Here is a 24,953-nt window from a genome sequence, read left to right on the forward strand (position 1 = left end):
GGCGGGGGGTGATCGCCGGTGGGACGGCGGCCGTTGTGGCCGCCGCTGCCGTCACCGCCGTGGTCGTCAGCACGTCCCAGCCCCCCGACCCGCCGGGCGGCACCGGCACGACGACGAACCCGGCGCCCACGGACGGCGACACGAGCCGCTGGCTGCGCGAGGACTCCGACATCCCAGAGGAGTACCGCGGGCTGATCGTGCAGGCGGGCACGTACTGCGAGCAGCCCGGCCTGAGCCCCGCGCTGATCGCCGCGATGCTCAAGGCGGAGTCGGGCTACAACCCGCGCCTCTCCGATCCGCAACAGGACGAGTACGGCATCGCCAGGTGGACTCCGGACGTGCTGTGGCACTGGCAGCCGGGCGGTCTGAAGCGCCCGGAACCCACGCCGCCGTTCAGCGCCGAGTTGTCGATCCTGTCCATGGGCCGGTTCATGTGCGGGCTCGGCCCGCGGGTGAACGACCTGCCCGGCCAGCCCGCGCTGAAGCTCGCCGCCCTCTACCGCAGCGGCGTCGACCCGCTGAAGCGGGCAGGCGGCATCCCCGCACGATGGCGTGACTACACCACCAAGGTCTCCCGCTACATCCGCGACTACCAGCCTGCCTGAGGCACAACCCGGCCTAGCGGCCCGCCCGGGGGGCGGCCGGTTCGGCGATGCGTGTGGGCTCGTCGGATCGCACGATCGTGCCGAGGATGTCGTTCAGCGCCTCGGTCGAGCTTGGATGGGTGTAGACGGCCTCGCGGAGTTCGGCCGCCGTGACGCCGTGCCGCATGGCCAGCGCCACCACGTTGATGATCTCCTGCGCGTCGACGCTCAGCAGCGCGGCGCCGAGGATCTCGTCGGTCTCCACGTCGATCACGAACTTCATCACCCCGCGCGTCTCCTCCACGACGTACGCGCGCGGCATCGCCGCGATGTCCGCCACCCGCTGCCACGCGATCTTGATCCGGCATCCGGCCGCGCGGGCCTCCCTCTCGGTGAGGCCGACGGTGGCCAGCGGCGGGGTCATGAACAGGGTGGCCGGGATCGCGACCCGGTCCGTGATCGACCGGCCGTCGTCGCCCAGGAGCTGGTCGAGCACGATCCTGCTGTCGTCCAGCGACATGTAGGTGAACTGCGGCCCGCCGTTGACGTCGCCGAGCGCGAAGATGTGCGGCCGGCTGGTCCGCAGGTGCTCGTCGACCTCGACCGCCCCGTACCGGGTCGTCCTGACGCCCGCCGCCTCCAGCCCGAGGTCGTGGGTGACGGCCGCCCGGCCGGTGGCGACGAGGACCGCGTCCGCGTCCACGGTGTGCCGCGCGCCGTCCTTGCCGTAGACGACGGTGGCGTGGTCGCCGCCGTCGCGGAGCTCGGTGACCTCGGCACTCGTGACGAAGTCCGTGCCCTCGCCGGTGAGGATGTCCAGGGCCGCGCCGGCGACGTCGCCGTCCAGCCGGCCGAGGATCTCCGGAGCCTCTTCGAGCACGGTGACCTCGGAGCCGAAGCGGTTGTAGATGGAGGCGAACTCGATGCCGAGGTAGCCGGCGCCGATGATGGTGAGTCGTCGGGGCAGGACGGTGGCGTGGATGAGGTCGGTGCTGGTGACGACGCGCTTGTTGCCGCGCAGGCCGGGAATGTCCGGGATGATCGGCTCGGAGCCGGTGTTGATCAGGATGTGGCCGGCGGTCACGGTGACGCGATCGTCGCCGGTCACGACCTCGGCGGTGTGCGGATCGGTGAACGTGGCCCGGCCGGTGAGGACCGTGACCGTGTCGGCGCCGTTGAGCGAGTCGTAGTTGGCGCCGCGCATGAAGCCGGTGATCGCCTGCACCTGCCTGATGGAGCGTTCGTACCATTCCTGTGGCGGGTCGTCCGGCCGGCGTTGGCCGGAGTGGTGGACGAGCGCCTTCGACGGCACGCATCCGACGTTGGGACACGTGCCGCCGTACATCTGGTCGGACTGCTCCACCATCACGACGCGCTTGCCGCGCCGGCCCATCGCGGCGGCCACCGTCTTGCCGCCCTTCCCGAAGCCGATGACGAGCAGATCGGCGTGGATCTCGTTACTCATGGCTCTCCCCCGTATCGGTACGATCGACGCCCCCCTGGTCATCGACCCCCTCGTACTGCATTCCACCCGTACGGGGTTATAAAGCCGTCACCGCTAAAGCCGCTTCCAGCCGGTTCATAGCGATGCCTTATGACCCCGATAAGGCGTCGTCCGGATCCCTGAAGCCGCCGACGAACCTGGCCAGATCGCGGCGGCGCGAACCGGCCGGCCACACCACCCACGTACGGCGGACCAACGGGTGCCCCACCAGCGGCGACCAGGTGATGCTCTCGGGAAGGGGCTGCGACCAGTTCGGCGGCGCCAGCGCGAAGGCCCGCCCGGAGCCCACGGCGGCCAGTTTCACCTCCGCGATCAGCTCCTGGCCCTCGGGGGCGGCCGGGCCGAGATCGAGGCCGTGGCCGCGCAGGATGGCGGTGAGCTCGTCGTACCAGGCCGGGCTGCCGGAGCGGGGGAAGGAGACCCACTCGAGCCCGCCGAGCGCGTCCAGCCGTACGCCCTCAGGGCCGGCCAGCTCGGCGGCCTGCTCGGCGGCGAGCAGCACGCCGAGGTGCTCCCTGACCACCAGCATCGCGTCGAACTCCGGCCCGGCGGGACGCTCACGCAACAGGCCGGCGTCGAGCTCACCGGCCCGCAACGCGGCCAGCTGGGCGGCCGTCGAGAGGTGACGTACCTGCACCCGGGTCGCGGGAGAGGTCAGGGAGAGCTGCTCCAGCGGTGGCCCGAGCAGGCCGGACGGCAGTTCCAGGGGGATCCCCAGCCGCAGCACCCCGCCCCCGTCGCCGGTGTGGGCGGCCATCGTCCGCAGCGCCTGGTCGTAGCGGGCCAGCACGGCACGCGCCTCGGCCAGCAGCGTCCTGCCCTCCTCCGTGGGCGTCACTCCGGTGCTGCTGCGGACCAGCAGCCTGACCCCGAGCTCGCGCTCCAGCGCGTTGATCGTCTGTGACAGCGCGGGCTGGCTGATGTGCAGCACGCGCGCGGCCGCCGACATACCGCCTTTCTCGGCCACCGTGACGAACATCCGCAGCTCACGCAGCTCCATGCGCCCATGTCACCACATGGCGGGTGCAGCTACCTCCACCCAGGCGTGCATCTGGCTGCATTCTCCGGCGATGACCGCGCTCCTAGTGTCAAAGTCAGCCGTTCCGGGCGGGCGGCAGAAGGAGTAGATCATGGACAAGGTCACACGCCGTGGATTGCTCGGCGGTACGGCGGCGCTCGGCTGCGCGGCGATGACGGCGGGAGTCGCCCCGAGCGCGGCGGCCTCCGCCGAGCCGCGGTTCGGCCCCATCGTCGTACGCCCCGCCGACCCCCGCTACGAGGACCTGGCGGAACATCGGGCGAACCACCGCTTCCGTCCGCGACCCGACTACTTCCACGTGGTCGGCTCCACCGAGCAGGTGGTCGCGGCGGTCAACGCGGCGGTCCGGGAGAACCGCCGCGTCACCGTACGCAGCGGCGGCCACTGCTACGAGAACTTCGTCGGCGACGGCGCGCAGGTCGTGATCGACATGTGTGGGATGTCGGAGGTCTCCTTCGACCGGCGGCGCGGTGCGTTCTGCGTCGAGGCCGGCGCCACGCTGCTGCAGGCGTACCGCAGGCTCTACCTGGGCTGGGGCGTCACCATTCCCGGCGGCCAATGCGGGGGCGTGGCCGCCGGGGGTCACATCGCCGGCGGCGGGTACGGCCCGCTGTCGCGCCGCCACGGCCTCACGGTGGACTACCTGCACGCCGTGGAGGTCGTGGTGGCCGACCGCTCCGGCCGGGCCCGCGCGGTGGTGGCGACCAGGGACCCGGACGACCCGAACCACGACCTGTGGTGGGCGCACACGGGCGGCGGTGGCGGCAACTTCGGCATCGTCACGCGCTACTGGATGCGCGACCCGGACGTCAGGGGAGGCGACCCGGCCGAGCTGCTGCCCAGACCGCCCGCCACCATGCTGTCCGGCGTGGGTCTCTGGTCGTGGGACGGCATGACGAAGGAGTCGTTCCGCAGACTGCTGCGCAACTACGCGGAATGGCACCAGCGCCACAACTCCCCGGGAGGTCCCGAGGCGTCGCTGTTCGGCTCCCTGCTCGTCGGCGGCCGCCAGCCTGCCGCCGACCCCGGCGGCATCGTCCTGCCCGCCGAGATCGACGCCGCCGTCCCCGGCGCCGAGACGCTTCTGCGCGACCACTTCGCCGCCGTGGGCGAGGGTGTCACCCCCGACGTGTTCGTCACTCCGTTCCAGCGCGCTCCCTGGTACCAGCACATGCATACGGCCTCGACCGGCGGGGTGTCGGAGGCGGGCCGTTACAAGGGCAAGTCCGCCTACCTGCGCGAGCCGTTCACCGACGCGCAGGCGGACGTGGCCTTCGACCACCTCGGCACCGCCGGGGACGTCTCGAAGAGCGGCCTGCTCTGGCTCCTGGGGTACGGCGGCCAGGTCAACACGGTCCCGCCGGCGGCCACCGCCACGGTGGAACGCGAGTCGATCATGAAGATGATCCACCTGGTCACCTGGGAGGAGGGCCAGGACGGCGCGGCACATCTGGAGTGGGTGCGCCGGCTCCACCAGGGGACGTTCGAGGCGACCGGAGGCGTGCCCGTGCCAGGGGGCAACTGCGGCGGCGCCTACATCAACTACCCGGACACCGACCACGCCGACCCCGCGTGGAACACCTCCGGCGTGCCGTGGTCCACGATCTACTACGGCGCCAACTACGCCCGCCTGCAGCGGGTCAAGGCCCGCTGGGACCCGCGCGACGTCTTCCACCACGCCCTGTCGGTGCGCCTGCCGACGTGACGGGCGCCGCCGCCTCCCGCCCTGCCGCGTGCCGTCTCCCGCGGCACGCGGCACGCGGCGGGGCGTCCGGGCGGGTCAGGAGCCGTTACGGGCGTTGACGGGGGACTCCCGCGTCGCCGCCGCGGAAGGCGGCGAGCCGTCGCCGCCCGGCGGCTCCGACGTGCGCCTGATCAGCCGGAGGCCGAGGCGGATGAGCGGCCAGAGCACGACGATCGCCACGACGGCGTAGATCAGCACCGCCAGGGCGCTGGACGTGAGCACACTGAGACTGCCGTCGCTGATCTGCAGCGCCCTGCGCAGTTGCGTCTCCGCGCGCGGTCCGAGCACCACGCCCACGATGAGCGGGAGCACCGGCAGGTCGTAGCGGCGCATGGCGAGCCCGAGGCCGCCGAGGACCAGCAGCGTGACCAGGTCGAACGGCTGGGCGTTCAGCGAGTACGCCCCCAGCACGGCGAAGAAGAGAATCCCGCTGTACAGGTACGGACGCGGAATGCGCAGCAACTTCGCCCAGGCCGGCGCCAGCGGCAGGTTGATGACCAGCAGGAGCGCGTTGCCGATGAAGAGGCTGGCGATCAGGGCCCACACGAGTTCGGGCTCGTTGGACATGAGCTGGGGGCCTGGCTGGATGCCGTACGTGGTGAAGGCGGCCAGCATGACCGCGGTCGTCGCGCTCGCCGGCAGGCCGAGCGTGAGCAGGGAGGTCATCGACCCCGCGGCGGAGGCGTTGTTGGCCGCCTCAGGCCCGGCGACCCCTTCGATCGCCCCGCGCCCGAACTCCTCCGGCCTCTTCGTCAGCCGCTTCTCGACCGTGTAGGACAGGATCGTCGGGATCTCCGCACCGCCGGCGGGCAGGGCGCCGAAGGGGTAACCCAGGGCGGTGCCGCGCAGCCAGGGCTTCCATGACCGCCGCCAGTCGGACCGGCTCATCCAGGGCCGGCCGGGCGCCATGGGCCGGTCCGCGCCGCCGTCCCGGTGGATGGCGATCCACAGCGCCTCCCCCACCGCGAACACCGCCACGGCGACGAGCACGATGTCGATCCCGTCGATGAGCTGCGGGACGCCGAAGGTGAGGCGTTGCTGGCCGGTCTGCGGATCGAGGCCGACCAGTCCGATCGTGAGTCCGAGCGCCAGGGAGGCGAACCCGCGTACGCGCGACGCGCCGAGGGTCGCGGTCACGGCCACGAACGCCAGCACCATGATGGCGAAGTACTCCGGCGCGCCGAGTTCGACCGCGAGGCGGGCGATCGGCGTGGCCAGGAACACCAGCAGCGCGGAGCCGATGGTGCCCGCGATGAAGGAGCCGATGGCGGCCGTGGCCAGCGCCTGCGCGGCCCTGCCCGTCCTGGCCATCAGGTGGCCTTCGATGGCGGTCACCACCGTGGAGCTCTCCCCCGGGGTGTTGAGCAGGATCGAGGTGGTCGACCCGCCGTACGCGCCGCCGTAGAAGATGCCGGCGAACATGATGAACGCGCTCGTCGGCTCCAGCGCGTACGTCAGCGGCAGCAGCAACGCGATGCTCATCGACGTGCCGAGCCCAGGCAGGACGCCCACGGCGGTGCCGAGGATGACGCCGATCGCCGCGTAGAGCAGGTTCATCGGGGTGAGCGCGGTGCCGAACCCCGCGGCGAGTTGTGCCAGCGTGTCCATCACAGGATCCCCTGCAGGACTCCCGCGGGCAGGTGGATGCCGAGTCCCGCGTCGAACAGGTAGAACGAGCCGAGCGCCAGTCCGGCTGCCACGGCGAGGTCACGCAGTTGGTGGCGGCTGCCCAGCGCGTAGCAGGACAACCAGAACAGCAGCCCGCCGGCGATCACCCAGCCGGCCGGCTCGATCAGCGCGATCGTGAGGACCAGTGCGCCGGCCAGCACGACCGCGGTCTTCCAGCCGCCGCTCCTGTCGCGCTCCTCGTCGTCGCTCTCGTGGGTCCCGCTACCGTCACCGTCGTGGGTCCCACCGTCCTGCGTCCCGCTCTCGCCACCGTCCTGCGTCCCGCTCTCGCCGCCTTCCCCGGCCCGGCTCTGGGCTCGTCCGCGGATGATCTCCACGGTGAGCAGCGCCGCGCAGAGGACCAGGAGGCCGACCACGACGCTGGGGATGGCGGCCGGGCCGACGGGTCCCCGTTGCGCGTAGGCGCCGGACAGGTGGGTGAGGTCCCAGGCGACGAGGGCGGCCACGCCGAGCAGCAGGGCCACCACGCCGATGTCGGTCAGCGGCTTGCCCGGCCCGCTCACAGGGCACCCGCCTCCTTGAGTATCTGGCCGATGCGGTCCTGCTCGGTCGCCATGAACGTGCCGAACTCGGGTCCGGCCAGGAACGCGTCGTACTGCCCGTTCTTCTGCAGCGTCTGCTTCCACTCCGGCTTGTCGCGCAGCCGGCGGAACACGTCGATCAGCTTGTTCTTGTCGTCCTCGCTGATCCCCGGCGGCGCGATGAAGCCGCGCCAGTTGGAGAAGACCAGGTCGACGCCCTGCTCCTTCAGCGTCGGCGCGTTCACCTCGGCCAGGCGCTCGGCGCTGGAGACCGCGAGCACCCGCAGCTCTCCGGACTCGATCTGGTCGGCCCACTCGGCGTATCCGGAGGCCGCGAACGCCACCTTGTTCCCCAGGACCGCGGGCAGCAGTTCGCCGCCGCCGTCGTACTGGACGAAGTTGACCTCCTTGGGATCGATCCCGGCGGCCTTGGCGAGAAGCATGATGTACGTGTAGTCGGGCCCGCCGACCGCGCCCCCGCCGCCGGGCACCTTGCCCGGGTTCTCCTTCCACGCCTCGAGCAGCTGGTCCAGCGTCTTGTACGGCGATGAGGCGGACACCGCGATGATGCTCGGCTCCTCCAGCACCCGGGCGATCGGCGTGACGTCCTTCAGTGTCACGGGCGCCTTGTTGGCCAGCACGGCTCCGGTGACGGCCAGGCCGGTGGTCATCAGCGTGTCCGCCTGGCCCTTCTGGTTCACCAGTTGCTGGAGCGCCACAGTGCCGTCCGCGCCCGGTTTGTTGATGACGTCCGTACGGTTCACGATCTTGGTGTCGGACAGGGTCTTGGCGATCTGGCGGGCCATCGTGTCGTAGCCGCCGCCGGGCGAGTTCCCGACCACGACGTGCATGTTGCGGGCGGGGGATGCCGTGTCCTCGCCCGCGGTCGTACCGCACGCGGTGATCGACAGCAGCAGGGCGAAGGCGCCGGCGAGGGCTCGGGAACGGGTTGTGTGCTTCATGTGAGGGGTGCTCCTTGGCTAGGAGTGTTCGCTGAGTGAGGCCAGGGTCCGCAGGGCGTGCAGGTCCTCGTCGGGGACCTCGACGCCGTCGCGTACCTGGCGGTGGTAGGCGGCCATCTCGCTCTCGCCGGGGACGCGTACCGGGACGGCTGGGTCGGTGGCGGGGGTGTCGTGCAGGATGCGGACGAAGTCGGTCATCCGCTCGGTGAGCTCGGACCCGCCCATGAGAGGGGCGGTGTCGACCAGGATGAACAGGTGGCCGAGGTCCTGCGCCCGCTCGGGATCGGTGCTCCAGGAGCTCACCCGGTCCAGGTAGGCGGCTCCCGACAGAAGGCCCGCGAACAGGTCGATCATGAGGGAGAGGCCGTAGCCCTTGTGGCCGCCGATCGGCTGGAGGAAGCCCTCCAGGGCCTCGGCGGGGTCCGTGGTCGGGCGCCCGTCCCGGTCGGTCGCCCAGGTGCCGGGGATCTCCGTACCGGCTTTGGCGGCGCCGCGGATCTTGGCGCGGGCCACCACGCTCATCGCGATGTCCAGCAGCAGCGGATCGCCGCCGGGGCGGGGCACGCCCAGGCCGATGGGGTTGTTCCCGAGCCTGGCCTCCTGGCCGCCCCAGGGCGCGATGGTGGTCGTGGCGTTGCTGGCGATGATCGTCGCGAACCCCTCCTGGGCGGCCAGGAACAGGTACGGCATGATCGGGCCGAAGTGGTTGCTGTGGCGGGCGAAGGCCGCGCCGATCCCGGTGGCCCGCGCTCCCGCCATGGCGGCCCGCAGGGCCCGGGCTCCGATGAGCGGGCCGATCCCGTTCGCGCCGTCGACCCTGGCCATTGCCGGGGCCACCATGTCCGTGGTGATCTCGGCGGTCAGGTCGATGCCGCCGAGATGGGCCCGTTCCAGGTACTGGGGGATGCGCTGGACGCCGTGGGTCCTGATCCCGAACAGCTCGGCGAGCACCAGCACGTCGGCCACCTGGCCGGCGTCGTCCGCCGGTAGCCCGGCCGTGCACAGCGCGGCGGCCGCGAGGTCGTGCAGCTGCTGCCGGGTGATCGTGGTCATGCGGTTCCTCTCGGTGGGGTGAGGGGTTGGCGGGTACGCCGGCACCGTCGTCCCTCGTCTCTCCGACCCCGAAATATTGATTAACCTGCCATCAATATTGACGACATATTGATAGTGTGTTGACACTAGGCGGGTCCGATCGCGGGTGTCAACACTCGATTTGCGGCGCGCCGCAGGGGGAATGCACTACAGTTGACGAATCAACATAGAAATCAACATAGAAACCAATATGGAGGGTGACGGACTGGTGCCAGGTGAGAGCGCACAAGCCGACACCCTGTCGGTGGCGGAGGCCGCACGGATCCTCCAGGTGAAGCCCAGCACCGTGTACGCCTACATCAGCCGCGGCCTGCTCCAGAGCGAGCGGTCCCGGGGCCGCAGCTGGTTGTCCCGCGCCGCCGTGGAGCGGTTCAGCCTGCGCAAGGGCACCCCGCCTGAGCCGTCGCCCGGCGGCTCGGGGCCTGGCGACGTCACCACCCGCGTCGCGCACATCGTCGACGACCAGCTCTTCTACCGGGGACGACCGGCCACGGAGCTGGCGCGCACGCATTCGTTCGAGTCGGTGGCCGAGCTGTTGTGGGGCGGGCGCGCGAACGCGACCGCATGGGTGATCGACGCCAAGACCGTCGAGGCCGTACGCCGGCTGCAGGCGGCGATGCCCGCCTCTAGCCTGCCGCTGGACCGGATCAAGGCCACGACCATGGTGCTCGGCGCGCTCGACCCGTTCCGCTACGACCTGTCCACGCCGTCGGTCACCTCGGTGGCGCGCACGCTGGCCCCCGCGTTCATCGAGTCGCTCCCCCCGGCCGCCGCGCCCGCGCCGTCCGGACGGTCGACGGCCGAACGGCTCTGGTCGGCCCTGTCGCCCGGCCCGCCGCTGCCCGCCGACCTCGAACTCATGTCGGCCGCGCTGGTCCTGTGCGCCGACCACGGCCTCGGGCCGTCGACGCGGGCGGCGCGCGACGCCGCGGCCACCGCCGCCGACCCTTACTCCGTGGTGCTGGCGGGCACGAGCATGGCCAGCGGGCTGCTGCACGGGGGCGGCTCCTCGCTGGCGGTGCAGGCCTGGCTGGCGGAGATCGACTCCCCGGACCAGGTCGCCAGGGTGCTGGGACAACGGCTGCAACGCGGTGACGGCCTGTCGGGATTCGGGCAGCCCCGTTACCGAGGCCCCGATCCGCGCGGCGCGATGCTGCTGGCCATGCTCCCCGCGTCGTCGGCCAGGCCGGAGCGGCTGGAGATCGTCAGGGCCGCCGTGGACCTCGTGATCGAGCGACGGCAGTTGCAGCCGAACGTGGAGTTCGCGCTCGGGGCGCTGTGCTTCGCCCACGGCATGGCCAACGGCGCAGGCGAGGCCGTCTTCGTGCTGGCCCGCAGCGCCGGCTGGATCGCCCACGCCCTTGAGGAGTACACGCTCTCGCAGGTGAGGGGCGTGCGTTAGAACCACGACGGCTCCGCGGCCCGTACGGGCGGCGGAGCCGATCGCGTGCCTTATTGGTCAGACGCAGTCGCGTGCCTGGACGGTCAGACGCAGTCGCGTGCCTGGTTGGTCAGACGACGGAGCCGTAGGACGGCTTGCCCGCCCACTCGTAGGTGACGTACACGACGCCGGCGTCGGTCGTGGTGGTGCTGGTGAGCTTCAGGCCGGCCGGCGTGGTGCCCTCCGCGAAGAGCCGCTTACCCTTGCCGAGGACGACGGGGAAGACCAGCAGGCGATACTCGTCGACCAGTTCGGCCAACTGCAGCGTACGGATGAGGTCGCTGCTGCCCTGGACCAGGATCTCGCCGTCGGTACGCCGCTTGACATCGGCGACCGTCTGGGCGGCCTCGCCCACCAGGACCTCGGTGTTGCGCCACTCGGCCTTCATCGGCGACCTCGTGGCCACGTACTTCGCCATGCTGTTGATCTTGGCGCCGCCGTCCTCGTCGGACACGTTGGGCCAGTGTGACGCGAGGATGTCGTACGACCTGCGGCCCAGCAGCATGCCGTCCGCGCGCTCGAACTGCGGGCCCATGATGCGGTTGAACCCCTCGTCCACGTGCGGCGGCAGCCAGCCGCCGTGCTCGAAGCCGTTGGACTCGTCCTCGCCTGGCCCGCCGGGAGCCTGCATGACGCCGTCCAACGACACGAAGGTCGAAACCACCAGCTTGCTCGCCATCCGACGCTCCTTCTCTCACTGGCGGGGTCCGTACGGTCCCGCTCCTGCCGATGTGCCTTCAGCCTGGCGGATCCCGTTTACGGATCTCTTAAGGCCTCCCTACGGTCAGACCGGCGGCGCACTCAAAAGTGAGCGGCCGACGCGCCGGCATCATTCTGTACCGGCACTCCCGAATCGGACACCCGCCGAGCACAACCGCAGTGCCGCCGTGTTGATACCGAGGGTCAGGCCAAGATTCATCGGCCCGCCGGTGGAGGGCCTTCACACAGTCGGTTTCCGACGTTGAGAACGCGGCCTCCGCACTGCGGAGACCCATCCGGACCCGCACGGATGCGATCATGGGCGCCGGATCACCGCATTCTGGTAACAAACATTTCCCGAAATAACCGGTCTATCGTATTGCCATTGACTGGAATTGTTGGAACATATGGTCTGAGTCATCGAGTGAGGTCCATAGATCGCTTACCGCAAGAAGGTAGCGGCGAGGGGAAAGGGGCAACGCTCATGCACCAACGAGCTGTCCGAAACCTGGCCAAGCTCGATACGACGCAAGCCAGGATCACGCGAATATTCGACGCCGCGGCCGGCGGGAAGAACAACTTCCTCGCAGACCAGGACACGGTTCGCCATTTCGATCAAGTGACCCCCGCCATGACGACCGCGGCCCGCGCCGTGCTCCAGTTCCTGTCCCGGGTGGTACGCCACCTGGCCGCCGTCGAAGGCGTCAACCAGTTCATGATCGTGGGAAGCGGCGTCTCCAGCGGCCTTTCCGCCGGGCACCGGTTGCATGACATCGCCGGCCGCGCCTCCACCGACCCGGACCTGCGCGTCGTGTACGTGGAGAGCGACCCGATGACCGTGACCATGGCGCAGGCCACCATCGAGCCGTTCAACGACCTCATCCGCGTGGTCGACGGTGACGTGCGGGAGATCGACGAGCTGCTCAGGGATCAGGTCGTCCAGACGTTCCTCGACTGGGACCGGCCCCTCGCCATCCTGCTGCTGTCGACGCACAGCCTCGACGACGACGAGTACGCCCACTACGTCATCAAGCGACTCCGGCACACCGCGCCGCCGGGCAGCTTCCTCACCCTGTTGCACACGACGTTCGACGCCGTACCGCCGGAACTGCTGCCGTCCATCCGCGACCTGCTCGCCATGACTCTGCCCCGGCTGGCGATCCGTACCCGGGACGAGGTCGAAGCCCTGCTGGAGGGGCTCGACCTGGTGGAGCCAGGACTGGTGTGGGTGCCGCGGTGGCGTCCAGGCGCGGGCGACCTCGCCTGCGCCGACCAGCCGAGCGCGTCGGGCAACTACGGCGCCGTGGCCCATCTCCCCTGAGGGGGTCTCTGAACGAGCCCGCGACATGGAATCACAACAATCTTGTCCGCGCCGGATTCCCAAAAGTGAGCACAAGCGCTTATCGTGGGATTGGGAGCGCTCCCAAAACGAGAGACGTGATGACATGGCCCCCCACCCCGGATCCTTGACCTCCACACCGATCCGCACGGTGGAGTGCCTGCTGCCGTCAGTGGCGGCCGGCGTCGGCGAGGCCCGCTCCCTGGTCCGGGCCGAGCTGACCAAGTGGGGCCTCGATGAGGCGATCGACGACTGCCTGATCATCGTGAGCGAACTCGTCACCAACGCCGTCCGCTACGGCGGGTCGGCGTACGCGCTCCGCCTGGAAGACCGCGAGGGCCACCTGTACGGCGAGGTCTTCGATCCCGGCGAAGGCGTGCCCCGCCCGTGCTCACCCGACGTCAACGCGCTGTCGGGCCGGGGCCTGCAGATCGTCGCGGCGATCGCCGACGACTGGGGAGTGAGCCCCGCCACCGGCGGCAAGATCGTCTGGTTCTCGATCCTCCGATAACCGGCTACGCGCGCGCCTCGCCCGGGGCTACCAGGTTCGGGATCCTCAGCACTCCGGGGAGGGGTTCTCAGTGCTGTGGGTTCGGATTCGGAGGACGAAGCGGGCGCCGGTGCCGGAGTCCTCGATGGTCAGCGTGCCGCCGTGGGCTCTCGCGATCTCGCGGGCTATGGGCAGGCCGAGGCCGGTGCCGCCGGCGTCGCGGTTGCGGGCGGCGTCCAGGCGGGTGAACCGCTGGAAGACGATTTCGCGCTGGTCGGGCGCGATGCCCGCGCCGTCGTCCAGGACTTCGAGCACGGCCTGCCCGTCCTCCCGCCGTACGGTCACCGCGATCCGGGTCTCGGCGTGCCGCTCGGCGTTGTCCAGCAGGTTCGTCAGCAGGCGGGCCAGTTGCAGGCGGTCGCCCGTGACGACCACGCCCTCTCGCACGTCGGTGACGACCCGCTTGGCGCGCGGCCTGCCGGTCTCCGTGGTGACCAGTTCGCTCAGGTCGACGGGCGCGTGGCGGACCGGGGCGCCCGCGTCCAGCTTGGTCAGTGTGAGCAGGTCGGTGACGATGGCCTGGAGCCGGTCCAGGTTGGCGAGCACCACGTCGCCCACCTGCCCCCAGTCGGCGTCCTCGGGGTGGAGCGTGGCGTCCTCGACCTCGGTTCGCATGGCGGTGATCGGGCTGCGCAGGTCGTGTGAGGCGTCGGCGGCGAACCTGCGCTGCTGCTCCATCGCGGCCCTCTGCTGCTCCATCGCCGCCTCCAGCCGCTCCAGCGTCTTGTTGCCGGTCTCGGCCAGGGCCTTGATCTCGTTGTCGCTCTCGGGCACGGGGACGCGCATCCCGCCGCCCCCCGCGGAGATCTCGGCCAGCCTCCTGGTGATGCCGTCGACGGGCGCGAGCGTCCTGGCCACGACGCGTGACACCCCGAACCAGGCCACCGTGGCGAGTATCGCCGATATGCAGAGCTGGAAGATGATCACGCCTGCGCTGACGTACCAGGGCACCGCCGGATCGAAGGCGTAGACGATCCACTCGCCGTCCGGCTCGAACGCGGTCAGGGCGACCACGATCTGGCACCGGCCGGGAAACCCGGGCAGGTCGCAGAGCTCCGCGACGCCGTTCGGCTGGTCCCGGTGGGGGATCGCGGTCGTCAGCCTGGGCAGGCCGGCCAGGTTCGGTGTCGAGGACACCACGCGCCCGGCCGGGTCGACCACCTGGATGCCGTCGAGCTCGTTGAAGCGCACCACCGGGGACAACCGGTTCCGCTTGACCATGAGGAGCACCTTCATTGCCATGCCGGTCACGTCGTGCGCCCGGATGTCGACGACCTCGCCCCGGATGCCGTACAGCACGAACGCGCTGACCACCGTGTTGAGGAGCACCATGGCGATGCCGGCGAACAGCGCCAGCCGCGTCCGCAGCGATCGGCCCGACCGTATGCTCACTCGCCTCTCCCCGTCGATCAGGAGACCACAAGCGGCGGGTTCGCCGCTAACACAGGGAGATTCATCGACAAATGCGGTTAAGTGAGGACGCACTGCCCTGGACATCCCGCGCCTGCCTCGGCGGGGGAACTGTTCGGGGTGGGATGTCGAGAACCCGGCCTGCCGCTCCGACCTCTGTGGTGAAAGCCCTGCTCGGGTACATCAGCACAGAGAGAGGACTGATCATGGGACAGCCTGTGGTGCACTTCGAGATCATCGGAAACGACCCCGCGAAGCTCCGCGGCTACTACGGGGGGCTGTTCGGCTGGGAGTTCCACACCGGCGACGCGACCAGCGAGAAGGTCTCGCAGCCGGGCATGTACGGATTCGTGGACGGAAGCACGACCGGCGACGGTGACGGCATCAACGGCGGCGTCGGCGGCGGCCCGGGGCGCCAGGCCCAGGTCCTGTTCTACGTGGCCGTTCCCGACGTGGAGGCCGCGCTCAGAGAGGCCGAGAGCCTCGGCGGGAGGCGCCTGATGGGCCCGGAGCCGGAGTCCGGCGACTTCGCCGTCGGCCGGTTCGCCGACCCCGAGGGCAACGTCGTCGGCGTCGCCGGTCCATCGGCGTAGCGGACGCCCTCCGGCTCGTCTCGAGGAGGAGGCCGAGATGAAGTATCTGCTGCTGATCTACGGCAATCCGAAGAACTGGGAGCACCCGCTGTTCCTGCGCGATCCGCGGTTCCTGGCACTGCCGGCGGCCGAGCGGGACGAGCTGACCAGGCGGGCCGACGCCCTGCACCGGGAGATCATCGAGTCAGGTGAGCTGGTCGTGGGTGTGGCGCTGGCCGATCCGGCACGTGCCAGGACCGTACGGGTGCGGGGCGGGACCCCGGTCACCACCGACGGCCCCTACGTCGAGGCCAAGGAGCAGTTGGCCGGCTACCTCGTGGTGGACTGCGACGACCCGCGACGGGCGGCGGAGATCGCGGCGAGCATCCCCGACGCCCGGTTCGCCGCAGTCGAGGTACGCCCGATCGTGGACGTGCCCGGCGAGGACCAGCGGGGAACGCGTGGGAGGTGAGCGGGGAGCTCAGAGCGGCAGCGGGACGCGGTCGAAGAACCAGTAGAGGCTGACCGCCACGATGGGGACCGTGATCGCGGCCGGCGCCCAGCGGGCCGCAGGCGTCCGGCGCAGTAGCACCAGCAGGGGGAACAGCACGGCGACGATCGCGAGTTGCGCCGCCTCGATGCCCACGTTGAAGCTCAGCAGCGACAGGAGCAGCTCCCACGACCCGCTCTCGTCGATGTCCAGCGCGCCCGCGAAGCCCAGCCCGTGCATCAGGCCGAACGCGAAGACGATCGGCAGCCGCCAGCGGCCCAGCCGGTCGTCCTCGCGGCCCAGGAGGTTCGCGACCGCCACGACCACGATCGACGCCGCGATGACCGGCTCGACGATCTCCCCTGGAACGTCCACGACGCCCATCGCCGCCAGCAGGAACGTGATGCTGTGGGCGGCCGTGAAGGCGGAGGCCGTGACGACGACGTCGCGCAGCCGGCGCGCGCCGATGAGCAGGGCGAGCAGGAAGAGGACGTGGTCGAGCCCGAACACCAGGTGCTCGGCGCCGAGAAGGAAGAACTCCCCGATCTGCTGCGAAGCCTGGCGCTCGCCGACACGCAGCGTCGGGCTTCCCGCGACCAGGACCGCGGAGCCCTGCCTGCCGTCGAGGGTGTACCTGACGATCGTCTCGGTGCTGTGGACGAAGGTCTCCGCGTCGGGGAACAGCGCGCTCGAGATCGCGTGGCCGCCCCCGGGCCCGCCCGCGCACGCGTAGGCGAAGGTCAGCACCGCGAAGGCCGCCTTGCCGCGCGGGCGCACGTCCGCGTCGCCCGCCATCGTGGGCGCGCACGGCCGGTCGTCGTACGCGACGGCGAAGCGGCGCGTGACGTACTCGATCACGGCCGCGCGGTTGATCTTCAGTTGGCGGAGCTGCTCGGCCCGGCCCTTCGCCTCGTACGCCTCCGCGTAGAGCCAGGCCGACTTCATGAGGAGGTCGTATTCGAGTTCGAGCACGACCTTGACGTCCGTGCCCGTGCCGGTCACCTCGGCGTGGGCGGTGGTGGTGGCCTCGTGCGCCATCGCGGGTGCGGGACGCGCCAGGCCGGCGAGCACGCCGCCGAGGAGGACGGCGAGGACGGCCGCGGACAGCCGGCGCCTGCGGGACATGTCGGGTCTCTCCAGATCAGGGGGAATGCCGCCCCGGACCGGGGGCCCGGGGCGGCGGGTGATCGTTCTAGCGGTTGAACCAGCGGTACATGGGCGAGTCCGGTCCCCACTTGCCTGGGCGGCCGTGCTCGTCCCTGGTGACGAAGACGCTCGGCTCGGAGGCCGTCACGCCGCCGCCCGCGGAGCGGGCCGTGACGAACCACGCGTACGCCGTGTCGTCCTTGAGCCGGTCCCAGGTCACCGAGGCGACCTCACCCGACGCGACCGTCCCCTTGCCGATGGTCCTGGTCGGGTCGTAGAGCGCCAGCGAGTCGGTCTGGAAGGTCGTCGTGCGTGAGGTGAGGTCCACCGGCAGCACCATGTTGTCCTCCAGGCCGTTGTAGCGGCGCAGCGGGTCGAACTCGGCGGCGCCGAAGTCGTCGAGCAGCGGCGAGTAGGTGTCCACGCTCAGCTCGGCCCGCTTGACGTCGAACTGCAGCAGCCGGAAGAAGCTCGCGCCGAACTGGAGCTGGTCCTCCGGGTTGTAGCCGCCGATCTCGGTGAGCCCGAGCCGGTCGGCGGACACCGTGTAGAACTGGTAGTCCGCCAGCAGCTCGACGACGCCGTTGCCGACCTGGCCCACCTTCGGCTTCACGTTGGTGCCCACGCCGTGCTCGTGGCCGGCGAGGATGAGGAAGACGTTCTGGTTCTTCTCGACCACGGTCTTGTACAGCATCGAGCCGTCGGGAGCGGAGAATCCGGCGCCGCGCCCGTCGGGGTTGGTGCTCGGCACGAGGTAGTCGTGCGAGAGCAGGATGCCGTTGCGGTTCGGGAACTTCTTGAAGACGGAGTCGGCCCATTCGGCCTCGTCCCTCGTCACGCCGTAGGACAGGCCGACCACGACGAAGTCCAGCCCGCCCGCGGAGAACAGGTCGTAGTGGTTCTGGTTGTCGCCTTCCTTCCACGGCCCGCCGTACTCGGCGTGCTGCCAGCCCTGCGACGCCTCCTGGTAGCGGCCTGGGCCGTAGTACTTGTTGTAGATCGCCTCCGGGCCGTTCTCGGTGCCCGACTGGTTGTCGTGGTTGCCGGCGATCACGCCGTTCGGGATGTCCGCGTCGTCCAGCACGCGCTGCTGCTTGGACGACACCTCGAACTCGCCGACGACCTGCCGCCGCATGGCCTCGTCCGCGGGCTTGCGGATGTTGTTCTCGATGATGTCGCCGGTGTGGGCGACGTACGAGATCTTGCGCTGGTCCCTGTTCGCCTTGATCCAGTCGACGACGCCGGCGTAGGCGGACTCCCACACCGCGCGTTCCTCGGGGGTCTCCTGCTCCACCGCGCCCTCGGAGATGTACTGGGTGTCGGTGAAGTGGACGATCGAGAAGTCGTACGACGCGGGGTCGGCGAAGCCGTTCTGGTCACCGGGGTCGATGTCGTCGGCGAACGGGTCCTCACCCGTCACCATGACGTGGACCTGCTGCTTGTCGACGTACTTGCGGTCGGTGACGGCCGTGAGCACCGTCTTGCCCTCTGCGGCGCCGCGGGCGCTCGTCAGCAGGTCCCACGCCTCGGTCTCGGTGTTCCACACCCGCAGCGACGCCAGCCGCTCGGGGTCGATGACGCCCTCCCAGCGCAGGACCGGGGCGTCCACGTGCCCCTTCACCCGCACGTCGTAGCGCTGGTAGGTGAGCTCCTGAGCGGCGGGCGCGTCGAGCGTCCTGCCGTCGGCGGGTTCGAGCGCGTCCGTCTTGACGCGCCGCTCGCCCGGCACCCGCAGGGTCGTGGGGACGGACTCGGCCGTGCCCTGGAACACCTGGTCCGGGGTCAGGATCTCGGCGGCGGAGAACGTCGCCGTCACCCGGCCGCCGTCGGGTTCTGCCACCTTCGCCGAGAGCCTGGCCGGATCGGAGACGTCGACGGTCCCCATCGCCGGGGTCAATTCGGCGGGGACGTCCGGGATGCCGGCCGACTCGAACACGATCTCGCGGGTCGTGGTGTTGCCGAGCCCGTCGGCGCCGGTCACGGCCAGGGTGTGCGGACCTGCCCGCAGGCCGGGGCCCACCTGGGCGCCCAGTGCGATCTGCTGACCGTCGAGCTTGACGTCGGGCCCGGACACGACGCCGGAGGCGTCCTCCAGCTTGACGTCCAGCACCACCGCGGCGGTGATCTTCTCGCCCCCGGCGGGGACGCTGGCCGCGACCGCAGGCGCCGAGTTGTCGGTGATCAGGACGCGGGTGGCGACCTCGCCCGTGGCGGACGTCGCGGCGAGGGTGTGCCTGCCATCCTTGATCGCGGTGGTGTCGAGGTCCGCGCGCAGGCCCCGGGCCGGGGCGTCCACCAGGAACTGCAGGTCGATCTCGGTCAGCGGGTTCACGTTGTCGCCGCAGTTGCCGTCGCCCATGCCGTACGAGGTCTTGAGCGACTGGCCGGCCGCCGTGCCCCCGACCGGGGTGAGGACGATGTTCGAGATCACGAAGTCGTCGCGGTTGTTGCCGCACGACGTGGGATAGGTGCCGGTCACGAAGTCGATCGTGTTCCAGCCGGGCACGAGGTACTCGTTCGGGATCGGCAGGTCCACCCGCCGGCTCACGAAGTCGCCGTCGAGCACCACCTTCTGGCCGTTGACCAGCACGAAGTTCTGGTAGCGCGCCTCGATCGAGTTGCTGCCCACGGTGAAGGCGAGGGTCGCGTCGCCCGAGCCGAGCGTCTCGACGACGTGCACCGCCGGGGCGTCGATCGTGTAGCGCAACTCGACGTCCCTGAGGGCGGTCTGGCTGCTGCCGCAGGTGCCGTCGCCCATCTCGTACGACGGCTTGACGTCCTGGCCTGTCACCTTGGCGCCGTCGAGGGCGAGGTCCAGGTTCGCCATCGTGAAGTCGTCGCGGCCGTTGCCGCAGGACTCCTTGTAGTCGCCGGTGACGACCTTGATCACGTTGTCGCCCGGCACGAGGTACCTGGCCGGGACCGCGACGGTCACCCGCCGGCTCACCCAGGTGCCGCCCAGGTCGATGCGCTTGCCGTTGACGAGCAGGAAGTCGTCGTACCTGTCGTCGATCGAGTCCGCGCCCACGTCGAACGCGAACGTCGCGGCGCCGTTCCCGAGCGTGGCCTTCGTGGCGGGCTCGCCGTCGTCGACGGTGAGGGACGCGACGCCGCCCGAGCCGGCCGCGGGGACCGTCGCGAAGACCGGCTTGGTGCCGGCCACGAGCGTGCCGTCCGTGGGCAGCAGCCGCGGCGCCCCGGCCGGGGCGTTGTTCACGGTCACGGTGTGCTTGACGGTCACCCCTGCCGCGGTCGTGGCGGTGATGGCGTGCTCGCCGTTGGCCAGCGTCGTCGTGTCCAGGTCCGCGGCCAGGCCCGTGGTCCCCTGCGGGTCGGACAGGACGAAGAACTTCAGCGTGGCCCGCGTGAGGAGCGAGGTGTTCGAGCCGCAGTTGCCGTCGCCGAAGGAGAACGTGTAGGGGTTGTCCTCGCCGTCCGCGACCTCGCCGAGGAGTTCGAGGCCCACGTCGGAGAGCACGAAGTCGTCGTGGTTGACGCCGCAGGAGGATGTGATCGTCCCGACGACGATCTCGACGGTGTTCTCTCCCTTGACGAGGTGCTCGTTCGGGATCTCGACGGTGGCCCGCTCGTTGACGTGGTCGCCGATGTCGCTGCGGTACGCGCCGTTGACGAGCACGTAGTTGTGGTAGCGCGCCTCCGTCGAGTTCGAGCCGACGTCGAAGCCGAGCCTGGAGACGCCCACGGTCCTGGTGGCGTCGAGCGCGGTGCCGTCGACGTCGAGTTTCGTGACGCTGTCACCGGCCGCGGCCGGGACCGCCGCGACCTTCGTGCTGCCCTCCAGGTACGAACCGTCGGCGGGGGTGAGCGCCGGAGGGCTCGGGGAGCCGGTCGGCGCCGGGCTGGGCCGTCCCCGCTCCGCCGTTCCCGGGTCCGCGTACGCCGCCGTCACCAGGCTGCTCAAGAGCAGTGCCGCGAGCGCGGCGGCCGTGGCGAGGCGTCCCCGGCTCCGTAAGGCACCCAGTAACCTTCGTGCTGCCCATGGTTGCATCGGGTGCTGTCCCTTCTCTTTCTTGCACAAGCACAGATGGCCTGCCTTCGGCGGGTCACGATGGAGTGCACGAGTGAACGAAGTGCGTGGAGAGACTGACGAGAAAGGGAATGATCAGCCTCATTCTGGACGCCAGGCGCCGCTGACCCCCTCCTGTATCCTCTTGGGCATGCCCACCGACCCCCCAGCACCGATGGGCCTTGATCTGTCGCGATCCCACCGAGGGCTGCTGACCGAGCGCATCGCGCGTCAGCTGGAGCTCGACATCCGTTCCGGGGACATTCGGGCGGGGTCCAAACTGCCTTCTGAGCGTGAGCTCGCCGCCCAGTTCGGGGCGAGCAGGAATGTGGTGCGTGAGGTGCTGCGGCGGCTGGAGGCGCAGCACCTGATCGAGGTGGCGCCGGGCCGGGGGTCGTTCGTCAGGGAGCAGTCCTCCGTGCAGGCCCGCAGCTATGACGCCCTCTACCGGGCCGGACGGCCGACGGTGCGGCAGCTCATCGAGGCGCGTGTCTCGCTGGAGGTGGAGATCGTCGGGCTGGCGGCCGAGCGGGCCACCGAGGCCCACCTCGCCACGATGCGGGCGGCCAACGACGTGTTGCTCAGGGCGACCGACGTGGTCGGCAAGTCCTACGCCGACATCGACTTCCACGACGCGGTCGCGCAGGCGAGCGGCAATCCGGTGCTGCGGATCATGCTGTCGTCGATCAGCGGCATGATGTTCGAGATGATGCTCCGCTCGCATTCCGATCCGTCCATCGGGGAGCCCGGCGTGGCCCACCACCCCGAGATCCTCGAGGCGATCGTGGCCAGGGACGCCGTGCTGGCCAGGGAGCGCATGCGCGAGCACCTCATGCTCGGGCTGCGCACGTACGGCAGGGATCTCGACCTCAGCGTGGACGTGATGGCGCGCCAGCACATCGAGACGCTGCTGAGCCAGTCGAAAGGCCGTGGCTGACTCCGCGCAGTCAAGGGCTGGTCAGGGTGAAAGTCGGCCTGCTAGGGTCCCACTGGTCCTACCAGTTGGACCAGTGCGTGAGGGGACGCGCCGAGCAGAAAGCCGAACATGAGCATGCCCATCGACAGCCACCACCTGAGCCGACGCTCCTTCGTCCAGCTGGCGGCCGGCGCCGCCCTCGGCGGCACGGCGCTCGGAGGCTGCGCGGCCGGCGGCGGCAGGCCCTCGCGCGACACCCCGCTGCGGATCCTCGCCTGCAACCACGTCTGGTCGCAGGCCATCTCGAAGCACCTCGCCGAGTTCGAGGAGCTGGCCGGCCGCCGCGTCTCGATGTCGCTGCTCACCGCGGACCAGCTCGCCAACAGCTTCAACGTCAAGCTCAACGCCTCCGCCACGGACGTCGACGTCATGATGCTCAGGGCGCTGCAGGAGCAGCTGCTCTTCGCGCACAACGGCTGGCTCGCCGACCTCACCGACCTGGTGTCGGGCGACGCGGCCTTCGGCTGGAACGACTTCCTGCCGGCCTCGCGTGAGCGCTCCGTCACCACGCGCAAGGTCCTGACCGTGCCGGTGGTGACCGAGCGGCCGGTCCTGTACTACCGCAAGGACCTGGTCGAAGGCGGTGCGCCGAAGACGCTCGACGACCTGATGGCGCTGTCGCAGCAGCTCGCGAGGCCGCGTGAGAACTTCTTCGGGTTCGTCGGCCGGGGACAACGCAGCGGCGCCGTGACGCAGTGGTCGAGCTTCCTCTACTCGCTGGGCGGCGACTTCACCGTCCAGGGGCGATCCGCCATCGCGCGGCCCGAGGCGATCCGCGCGTACGAGTTCTACGGCAGGCTGCTGGATCGGACCGGCCCGCCTGGCGTCACCAACATGACCCTGGAGCAGGCCATGCCGATCTTCGCCCAGGGCAAGGCGGCCTTCTACGTCGACGCCGACGCGATCTACACCAACTTCCTGGACCCGAAGATCTCGACCGTGCGCGACACCGTCGCCTTCGCGCCGTTCCCCGCCGGTCCCGCCGGGTCCCGGCCGTACAACATCCCGTCGTGGAGCCTCGGCATCAGCGAGTTCTCCCGCCTGCCCGACGAGTCGTGGCAGTTCATCCGCTGGGCCACCAGCCAGGACATGGTCAAGCGGCTCCAGGCGGACGGGATTCCCGGAGCGCGGCAGTCGGCGTGGTCGGACCGGGCGACGCTGGCGGCGTTCCCGCCCGACCTGGCCACCGCGATGCAGACCAGCTCGCGAATCGGGGTGAGCATCGACCGGCCGGACGTCCTGCAGGTCGGTCGCGCCCGCGACATCATCGGCCGGCCCCTCGTGGCGGCCATCCTCGGCGAGCCGGTGGCGCCGGTCGCCCGCGAGGCCGACGCCGAGTTCGCCGACTTCCTCGTCCGCGACAACCGTCACAGGGAGGGCTGATGACCGCCACCGCCACGAGGGCGACGCCGGTGCGCCAGGCCAACGGCCGGTCGCGGACGTTCGAGCAGGCCAACCGGCGGCTGAAGTGGGCGATGCTCGCGCCGGCCCTCACGTTCGTCGGCCTGATGATCGTCTTTCCGCTGGTCTTCACGCTCAACCTCAGCTTCACCGACGCCTTCGGCGCGGTGAACGCCGGCAAGGGCTACGTCGGCCTGCTGAACTTCGGCGACGCGCTACTCGACTTCCGCCGCTTCTGGCCCGCCGTCGAGCGCACGGCCCTGTTCACGATCGGCGCGGTGGTCGTCGAGACCGTGCTGGGGATGGCGCTGGCCATGCTCATGCGGCGGCCGTTCCTCGGGATCCGCTGGGTGCGTACGGTGCTCGTCATCCCGTTGCTGACCACGCCCGTCGCGGTCGGGATCCTCTGGCTGCTCATCCTCGACCCGACCAACGGCATCGCCAACCACCTGCTCATGTCCGTGGGGATCCCCCCGCAGGAGTTCCTCGGCTCGGTCAGCCAGTCGCTGCCCCTCCTCATGCTCATCGACGTGTGGCAGTGGACCCCCATGATGACGCTGCTGCTGCTCGCCGGGCTGGCCACCCTGCCTGGGGAGCCGGAGGAGGCCGCCCACGTCGACGGGGCCGGCCTGTGGCAGCGCTTCAGGTACGTCGTCCTGCCCATGCTCGGCCCGACCCTGACCACGGCCGTCGTGCTGCGCTCCGTCGACGCGCTCAAGACCTTCGACATCCTGTACGCCACCAAGGGCCCGGGCGGCGGATCCGACTTCGAGGCCGAGACCCTCAACGTCTACGCCTACGGCCTCACCTTCGACTACCAGGAATACGGTCTGGCCTCGGCCGTCCTCGTCCTGTTCACCCTGGCCATCATCGGCGTCGTGATCCTGCTGCGGCGCCGCCCGGGAAGGAAGTCCGCATGAGCTCCGCCGCCCCCTCCCAGCGGCGCGTCGTGTCCTGGTTGCGCGGCGCCGCCATCACGGTCGTGTGCCTGGGCTTCGTCCTGCCGCTCGTCTGGATGTTCGCCGCCGCCTTCAAGACGAACGTGCAGGTCACCGACCCCAGCGTGGGGCTCGTCTTCTCCCCCACCCTGGAGAACTTCTCGAACGTCCTCGCCGACGGCGAGATCCTCCGGTCGCTCGTCAACTCGCTGATCGTCGGAGCCGTGTCCACGGTCCTGTCCGCGATCATCGCCGTGCCCGCCGCCTGGGCGGTCGGGCGGTTCCGGATGTACCGCACCGGCTCCCTCGTCCTCGTGGCGCGCATCGTCCCCGGGATCTCCCTACTCGTGCCCTGGTACTACCTGTTCGCCCAGGCCGGGCTGGTGGGCAGCTACACCGTGCTGGTCCTCAGCCACATGTTCGTCTCGGTGCCGCTGATCATGTGGATCATGATCGGTTTCTTCGAGGGGCTGCCGATCGAGCTGGAGGAGGCCGCGCGTACCGACGGGCTGAGCGCCTTCGGCGCGTTCTTGCGCATCGCGCTGCCGCTGGCCGCGCCAGGCACCACGACCGCGTCGGTCCTGGCGTTCGTGGCGAGCTGGAACAACTTCATGTTCGCGCTGATCTTCTCGGACGAGAACACGCAGACCGCGCCGGTGACGCTGTTCAACTTCATCTCCTACGCCAGCACCGACTGGGGCGGCCTGATGGCCGCCGCCTCCCTCATGACGGTGCCGGTCGTCATCGTCGCGGTGCTCGGGCAGAAGTACCTCGTCGCGGGGCTGACGGCCGGAGCCACCAAGGGCTGACCGAGCCCGCAGCAGAAAGG

21 protein-coding genes are annotated in these 24,953 nt (G+C 70.3%); 11 read left to right on the forward strand and 10 right to left on the reverse strand.

All coding sequences use genetic code 11. The features are described from left to right. Positions 1–605, forward strand: a 605-nt coding sequence (locus ITP53_RS04325; protein WP_207755519.1) for a lysozyme family protein, incomplete at its 5' end; no start/stop codon positions are given. A 13-nt stretch (positions 606–618) separates the two neighbouring features. On the opposite strand, the gene ITP53_RS04330 is transcribed toward ITP53_RS04325, so the two are convergent. Next, positions 619–2,049 carry an FAD-dependent oxidoreductase gene (locus ITP53_RS04330; protein WP_195893964.1) on the reverse strand — a complete coding sequence of 477 codons (1,431 nt, stop codon included), beginning with the start codon at positions 2,047–2,049 and terminating at the stop codon, positions 619–621. Between the two features lie 127 nt (positions 2,050–2,176). After that, positions 2,177–3,088: a LysR family transcriptional regulator gene (locus tag ITP53_RS04335; RefSeq protein ID WP_195893965.1), complete on the reverse strand. Its 912-nt coding sequence runs from the start codon at positions 3,086–3,088 to the stop codon at positions 2,177–2,179. 130 nt (positions 3,089–3,218) lie between these two features. On the opposite strand from ITP53_RS04335, the gene ITP53_RS04340 reads away from it, so the two are divergent. Next, positions 3,219–4,832, forward strand: coding sequence for an FAD-dependent oxidoreductase (locus ITP53_RS04340; RefSeq protein ID WP_195893966.1), 1,614 nt, complete (start codon positions 3,219–3,221; stop codon positions 4,830–4,832). Between the two features lie 75 nt (positions 4,833–4,907). Here the strand turns inward: ITP53_RS04340 and ITP53_RS04345 are convergent, their stop codons facing one another. The 4 genes from ITP53_RS04345 to ITP53_RS04360 are packed head-to-tail and all read right to left on the reverse strand — an operon-like array spanning position 4,908 to position 9,096. Further along, positions 4,908–6,479, reverse strand: a complete 1,572-nt coding sequence (locus tag ITP53_RS04345) for a tripartite tricarboxylate transporter permease (RefSeq protein ID WP_195893967.1) — start codon at positions 6,477–6,479, stop codon at positions 4,908–4,910. Further along, the gene (locus ITP53_RS04350; protein WP_195893968.1) at positions 6,479–7,063 is read right to left on the reverse strand and encodes a tripartite tricarboxylate transporter TctB family protein; all 585 of its coding nucleotides are present in this window, start codon (positions 7,061–7,063) and stop codon (positions 6,479–6,481) included. Before ITP53_RS04350 ends, ITP53_RS04345 begins: the two co-directional genes overlap by 1 nt. Beyond that, on the reverse strand, positions 7,060–8,043 hold the full coding sequence (locus tag ITP53_RS04355) for a Bug family tripartite tricarboxylate transporter substrate binding protein (RefSeq protein ID WP_195893969.1): 984 nt from the start codon (positions 8,041–8,043) through the stop codon (positions 7,060–7,062). Before ITP53_RS04355 ends, ITP53_RS04350 begins: the two co-directional genes overlap by 4 nt. Before the next feature lie 18 nt (positions 8,044–8,061). Then, complete coding sequence (locus ITP53_RS04360) at positions 8,062–9,096, reverse strand: Ldh family oxidoreductase (protein WP_195893970.1); 1,035 nt, start codon at positions 9,094–9,096, stop codon at positions 8,062–8,064. 229 nt (positions 9,097–9,325) lie between these two features. Here ITP53_RS04360 and ITP53_RS04365 point away from each other — a divergent pair, with 229 nt between their 5' ends. Then, positions 9,326–10,537: a citrate synthase gene (locus ITP53_RS04365; protein WP_195893971.1), complete on the forward strand. Its 1,212-nt coding sequence runs from the start codon at positions 9,326–9,328 to the stop codon at positions 10,535–10,537. Positions 10,538–10,646: 109 nt separating this feature from the next. On the opposite strand, the gene ITP53_RS04370 is transcribed toward ITP53_RS04365, so the two are convergent. Then, positions 10,647–11,255: a dihydrofolate reductase family protein gene (locus ITP53_RS04370; RefSeq protein ID WP_195893972.1), complete on the reverse strand. Its 609-nt coding sequence runs from the start codon at positions 11,253–11,255 to the stop codon at positions 10,647–10,649. Between the two features lie 504 nt (positions 11,256–11,759). Between ITP53_RS04370 and ITP53_RS04375 the strand changes: the two genes are divergently transcribed. Continuing rightward, a complete protein-coding gene (locus ITP53_RS04375) occupies positions 11,760–12,596 on the forward strand; it encodes an SAM-dependent methyltransferase (RefSeq protein ID WP_195893973.1) in 837 nt (278 codons plus the stop codon). 145 nt (positions 12,597–12,741) lie between these two features. Further along, entirely contained in the window at positions 12,742–13,125 is a 384-nt protein-coding gene (locus ITP53_RS04380) for an ATP-binding protein (protein ID WP_195893974.1), read from the forward strand. Positions 13,126–13,170: 45 nt separating this feature from the next. Here ITP53_RS04380 and ITP53_RS04385 read toward each other — a convergent pair whose 3' ends face one another. Continuing rightward, positions 13,171–14,556: a sensor histidine kinase gene (locus ITP53_RS04385; protein ID WP_328813928.1), complete on the reverse strand. Its 1,386-nt coding sequence runs from the start codon at positions 14,554–14,556 to the stop codon at positions 13,171–13,173. A gap of 224 nt (positions 14,557–14,780) precedes the next feature. Between ITP53_RS04385 and ITP53_RS04390 the strand changes: the two genes are divergently transcribed. Together ITP53_RS04390 and ITP53_RS04395 are read left to right on the forward strand one after the other, a co-directional pair. After that, entirely contained in the window at positions 14,781–15,167 is a 387-nt protein-coding gene (locus ITP53_RS04390) for a VOC family protein (RefSeq protein ID WP_195893976.1), read from the forward strand. Positions 15,168–15,204: 37 nt separating this feature from the next. Next, complete coding sequence (locus ITP53_RS04395) at positions 15,205–15,618, forward strand: YciI family protein (protein WP_195893977.1); 414 nt, start codon at positions 15,205–15,207, stop codon at positions 15,616–15,618. A 9-nt stretch (positions 15,619–15,627) separates the two neighbouring features. Here ITP53_RS04395 and ITP53_RS04400 read toward each other — a convergent pair whose 3' ends face one another. Both ITP53_RS04400 and ITP53_RS04405 read right to left on the reverse strand, forming a co-directional pair. Next, positions 15,628–16,761, reverse strand: a complete 1,134-nt coding sequence (locus tag ITP53_RS04400) for a HupE/UreJ family protein (RefSeq protein ID WP_195893978.1) — start codon at positions 16,759–16,761, stop codon at positions 15,628–15,630. Between the two features lie 67 nt (positions 16,762–16,828). Beyond that, positions 16,829–20,704 (reverse strand): metallophosphoesterase, encoded by a 3,876-nt coding sequence (locus ITP53_RS04405; protein WP_195893979.1) that lies wholly within the window; start codon positions 20,702–20,704, stop codon positions 16,829–16,831. Between the two features lie 256 nt (positions 20,705–20,960). On the opposite strand from ITP53_RS04405, the gene ITP53_RS04410 reads away from it, so the two are divergent. The 4 genes from ITP53_RS04410 (at position 20,961) to ITP53_RS04425 (ending at position 24,933) form a co-directional block, all read left to right on the forward strand. Next, the gene (locus tag ITP53_RS04410; RefSeq protein WP_195893980.1) at positions 20,961–21,746 is read left to right on the forward strand and encodes a FadR/GntR family transcriptional regulator; all 786 of its coding nucleotides are present in this window, start codon (positions 20,961–20,963) and stop codon (positions 21,744–21,746) included. A 108-nt stretch (positions 21,747–21,854) separates the two neighbouring features. After that, positions 21,855–23,168 (forward strand): extracellular solute-binding protein, encoded by a 1,314-nt coding sequence (locus ITP53_RS04415; protein WP_207755520.1) that lies wholly within the window; start codon positions 21,855–21,857, stop codon positions 23,166–23,168. Continuing rightward, entirely contained in the window at positions 23,168–24,106 is a 939-nt protein-coding gene (locus ITP53_RS04420; protein ID WP_195893981.1) for a carbohydrate ABC transporter permease, read from the forward strand. The genes ITP53_RS04415 and ITP53_RS04420 overlap by 1 nt, the downstream gene beginning before the upstream one ends. Continuing rightward, positions 24,103–24,933 carry a carbohydrate ABC transporter permease gene (locus ITP53_RS04425; protein ID WP_195893982.1) on the forward strand — a complete coding sequence of 277 codons (831 nt, stop codon included), beginning with the start codon at positions 24,103–24,105 and terminating at the stop codon, positions 24,931–24,933. The genes ITP53_RS04420 and ITP53_RS04425 overlap by 4 nt, the downstream gene beginning before the upstream one ends. The last annotated feature ends 20 nt before the right edge of the window (positions 24,934–24,953 follow it).

This window comes from Nonomuraea cypriaca (assembly GCF_015645445.1).
Classification (GTDB): domain Bacteria; phylum Actinomycetota; class Actinomycetes; order Streptosporangiales; family Streptosporangiaceae; genus Nonomuraea; species Nonomuraea cypriaca.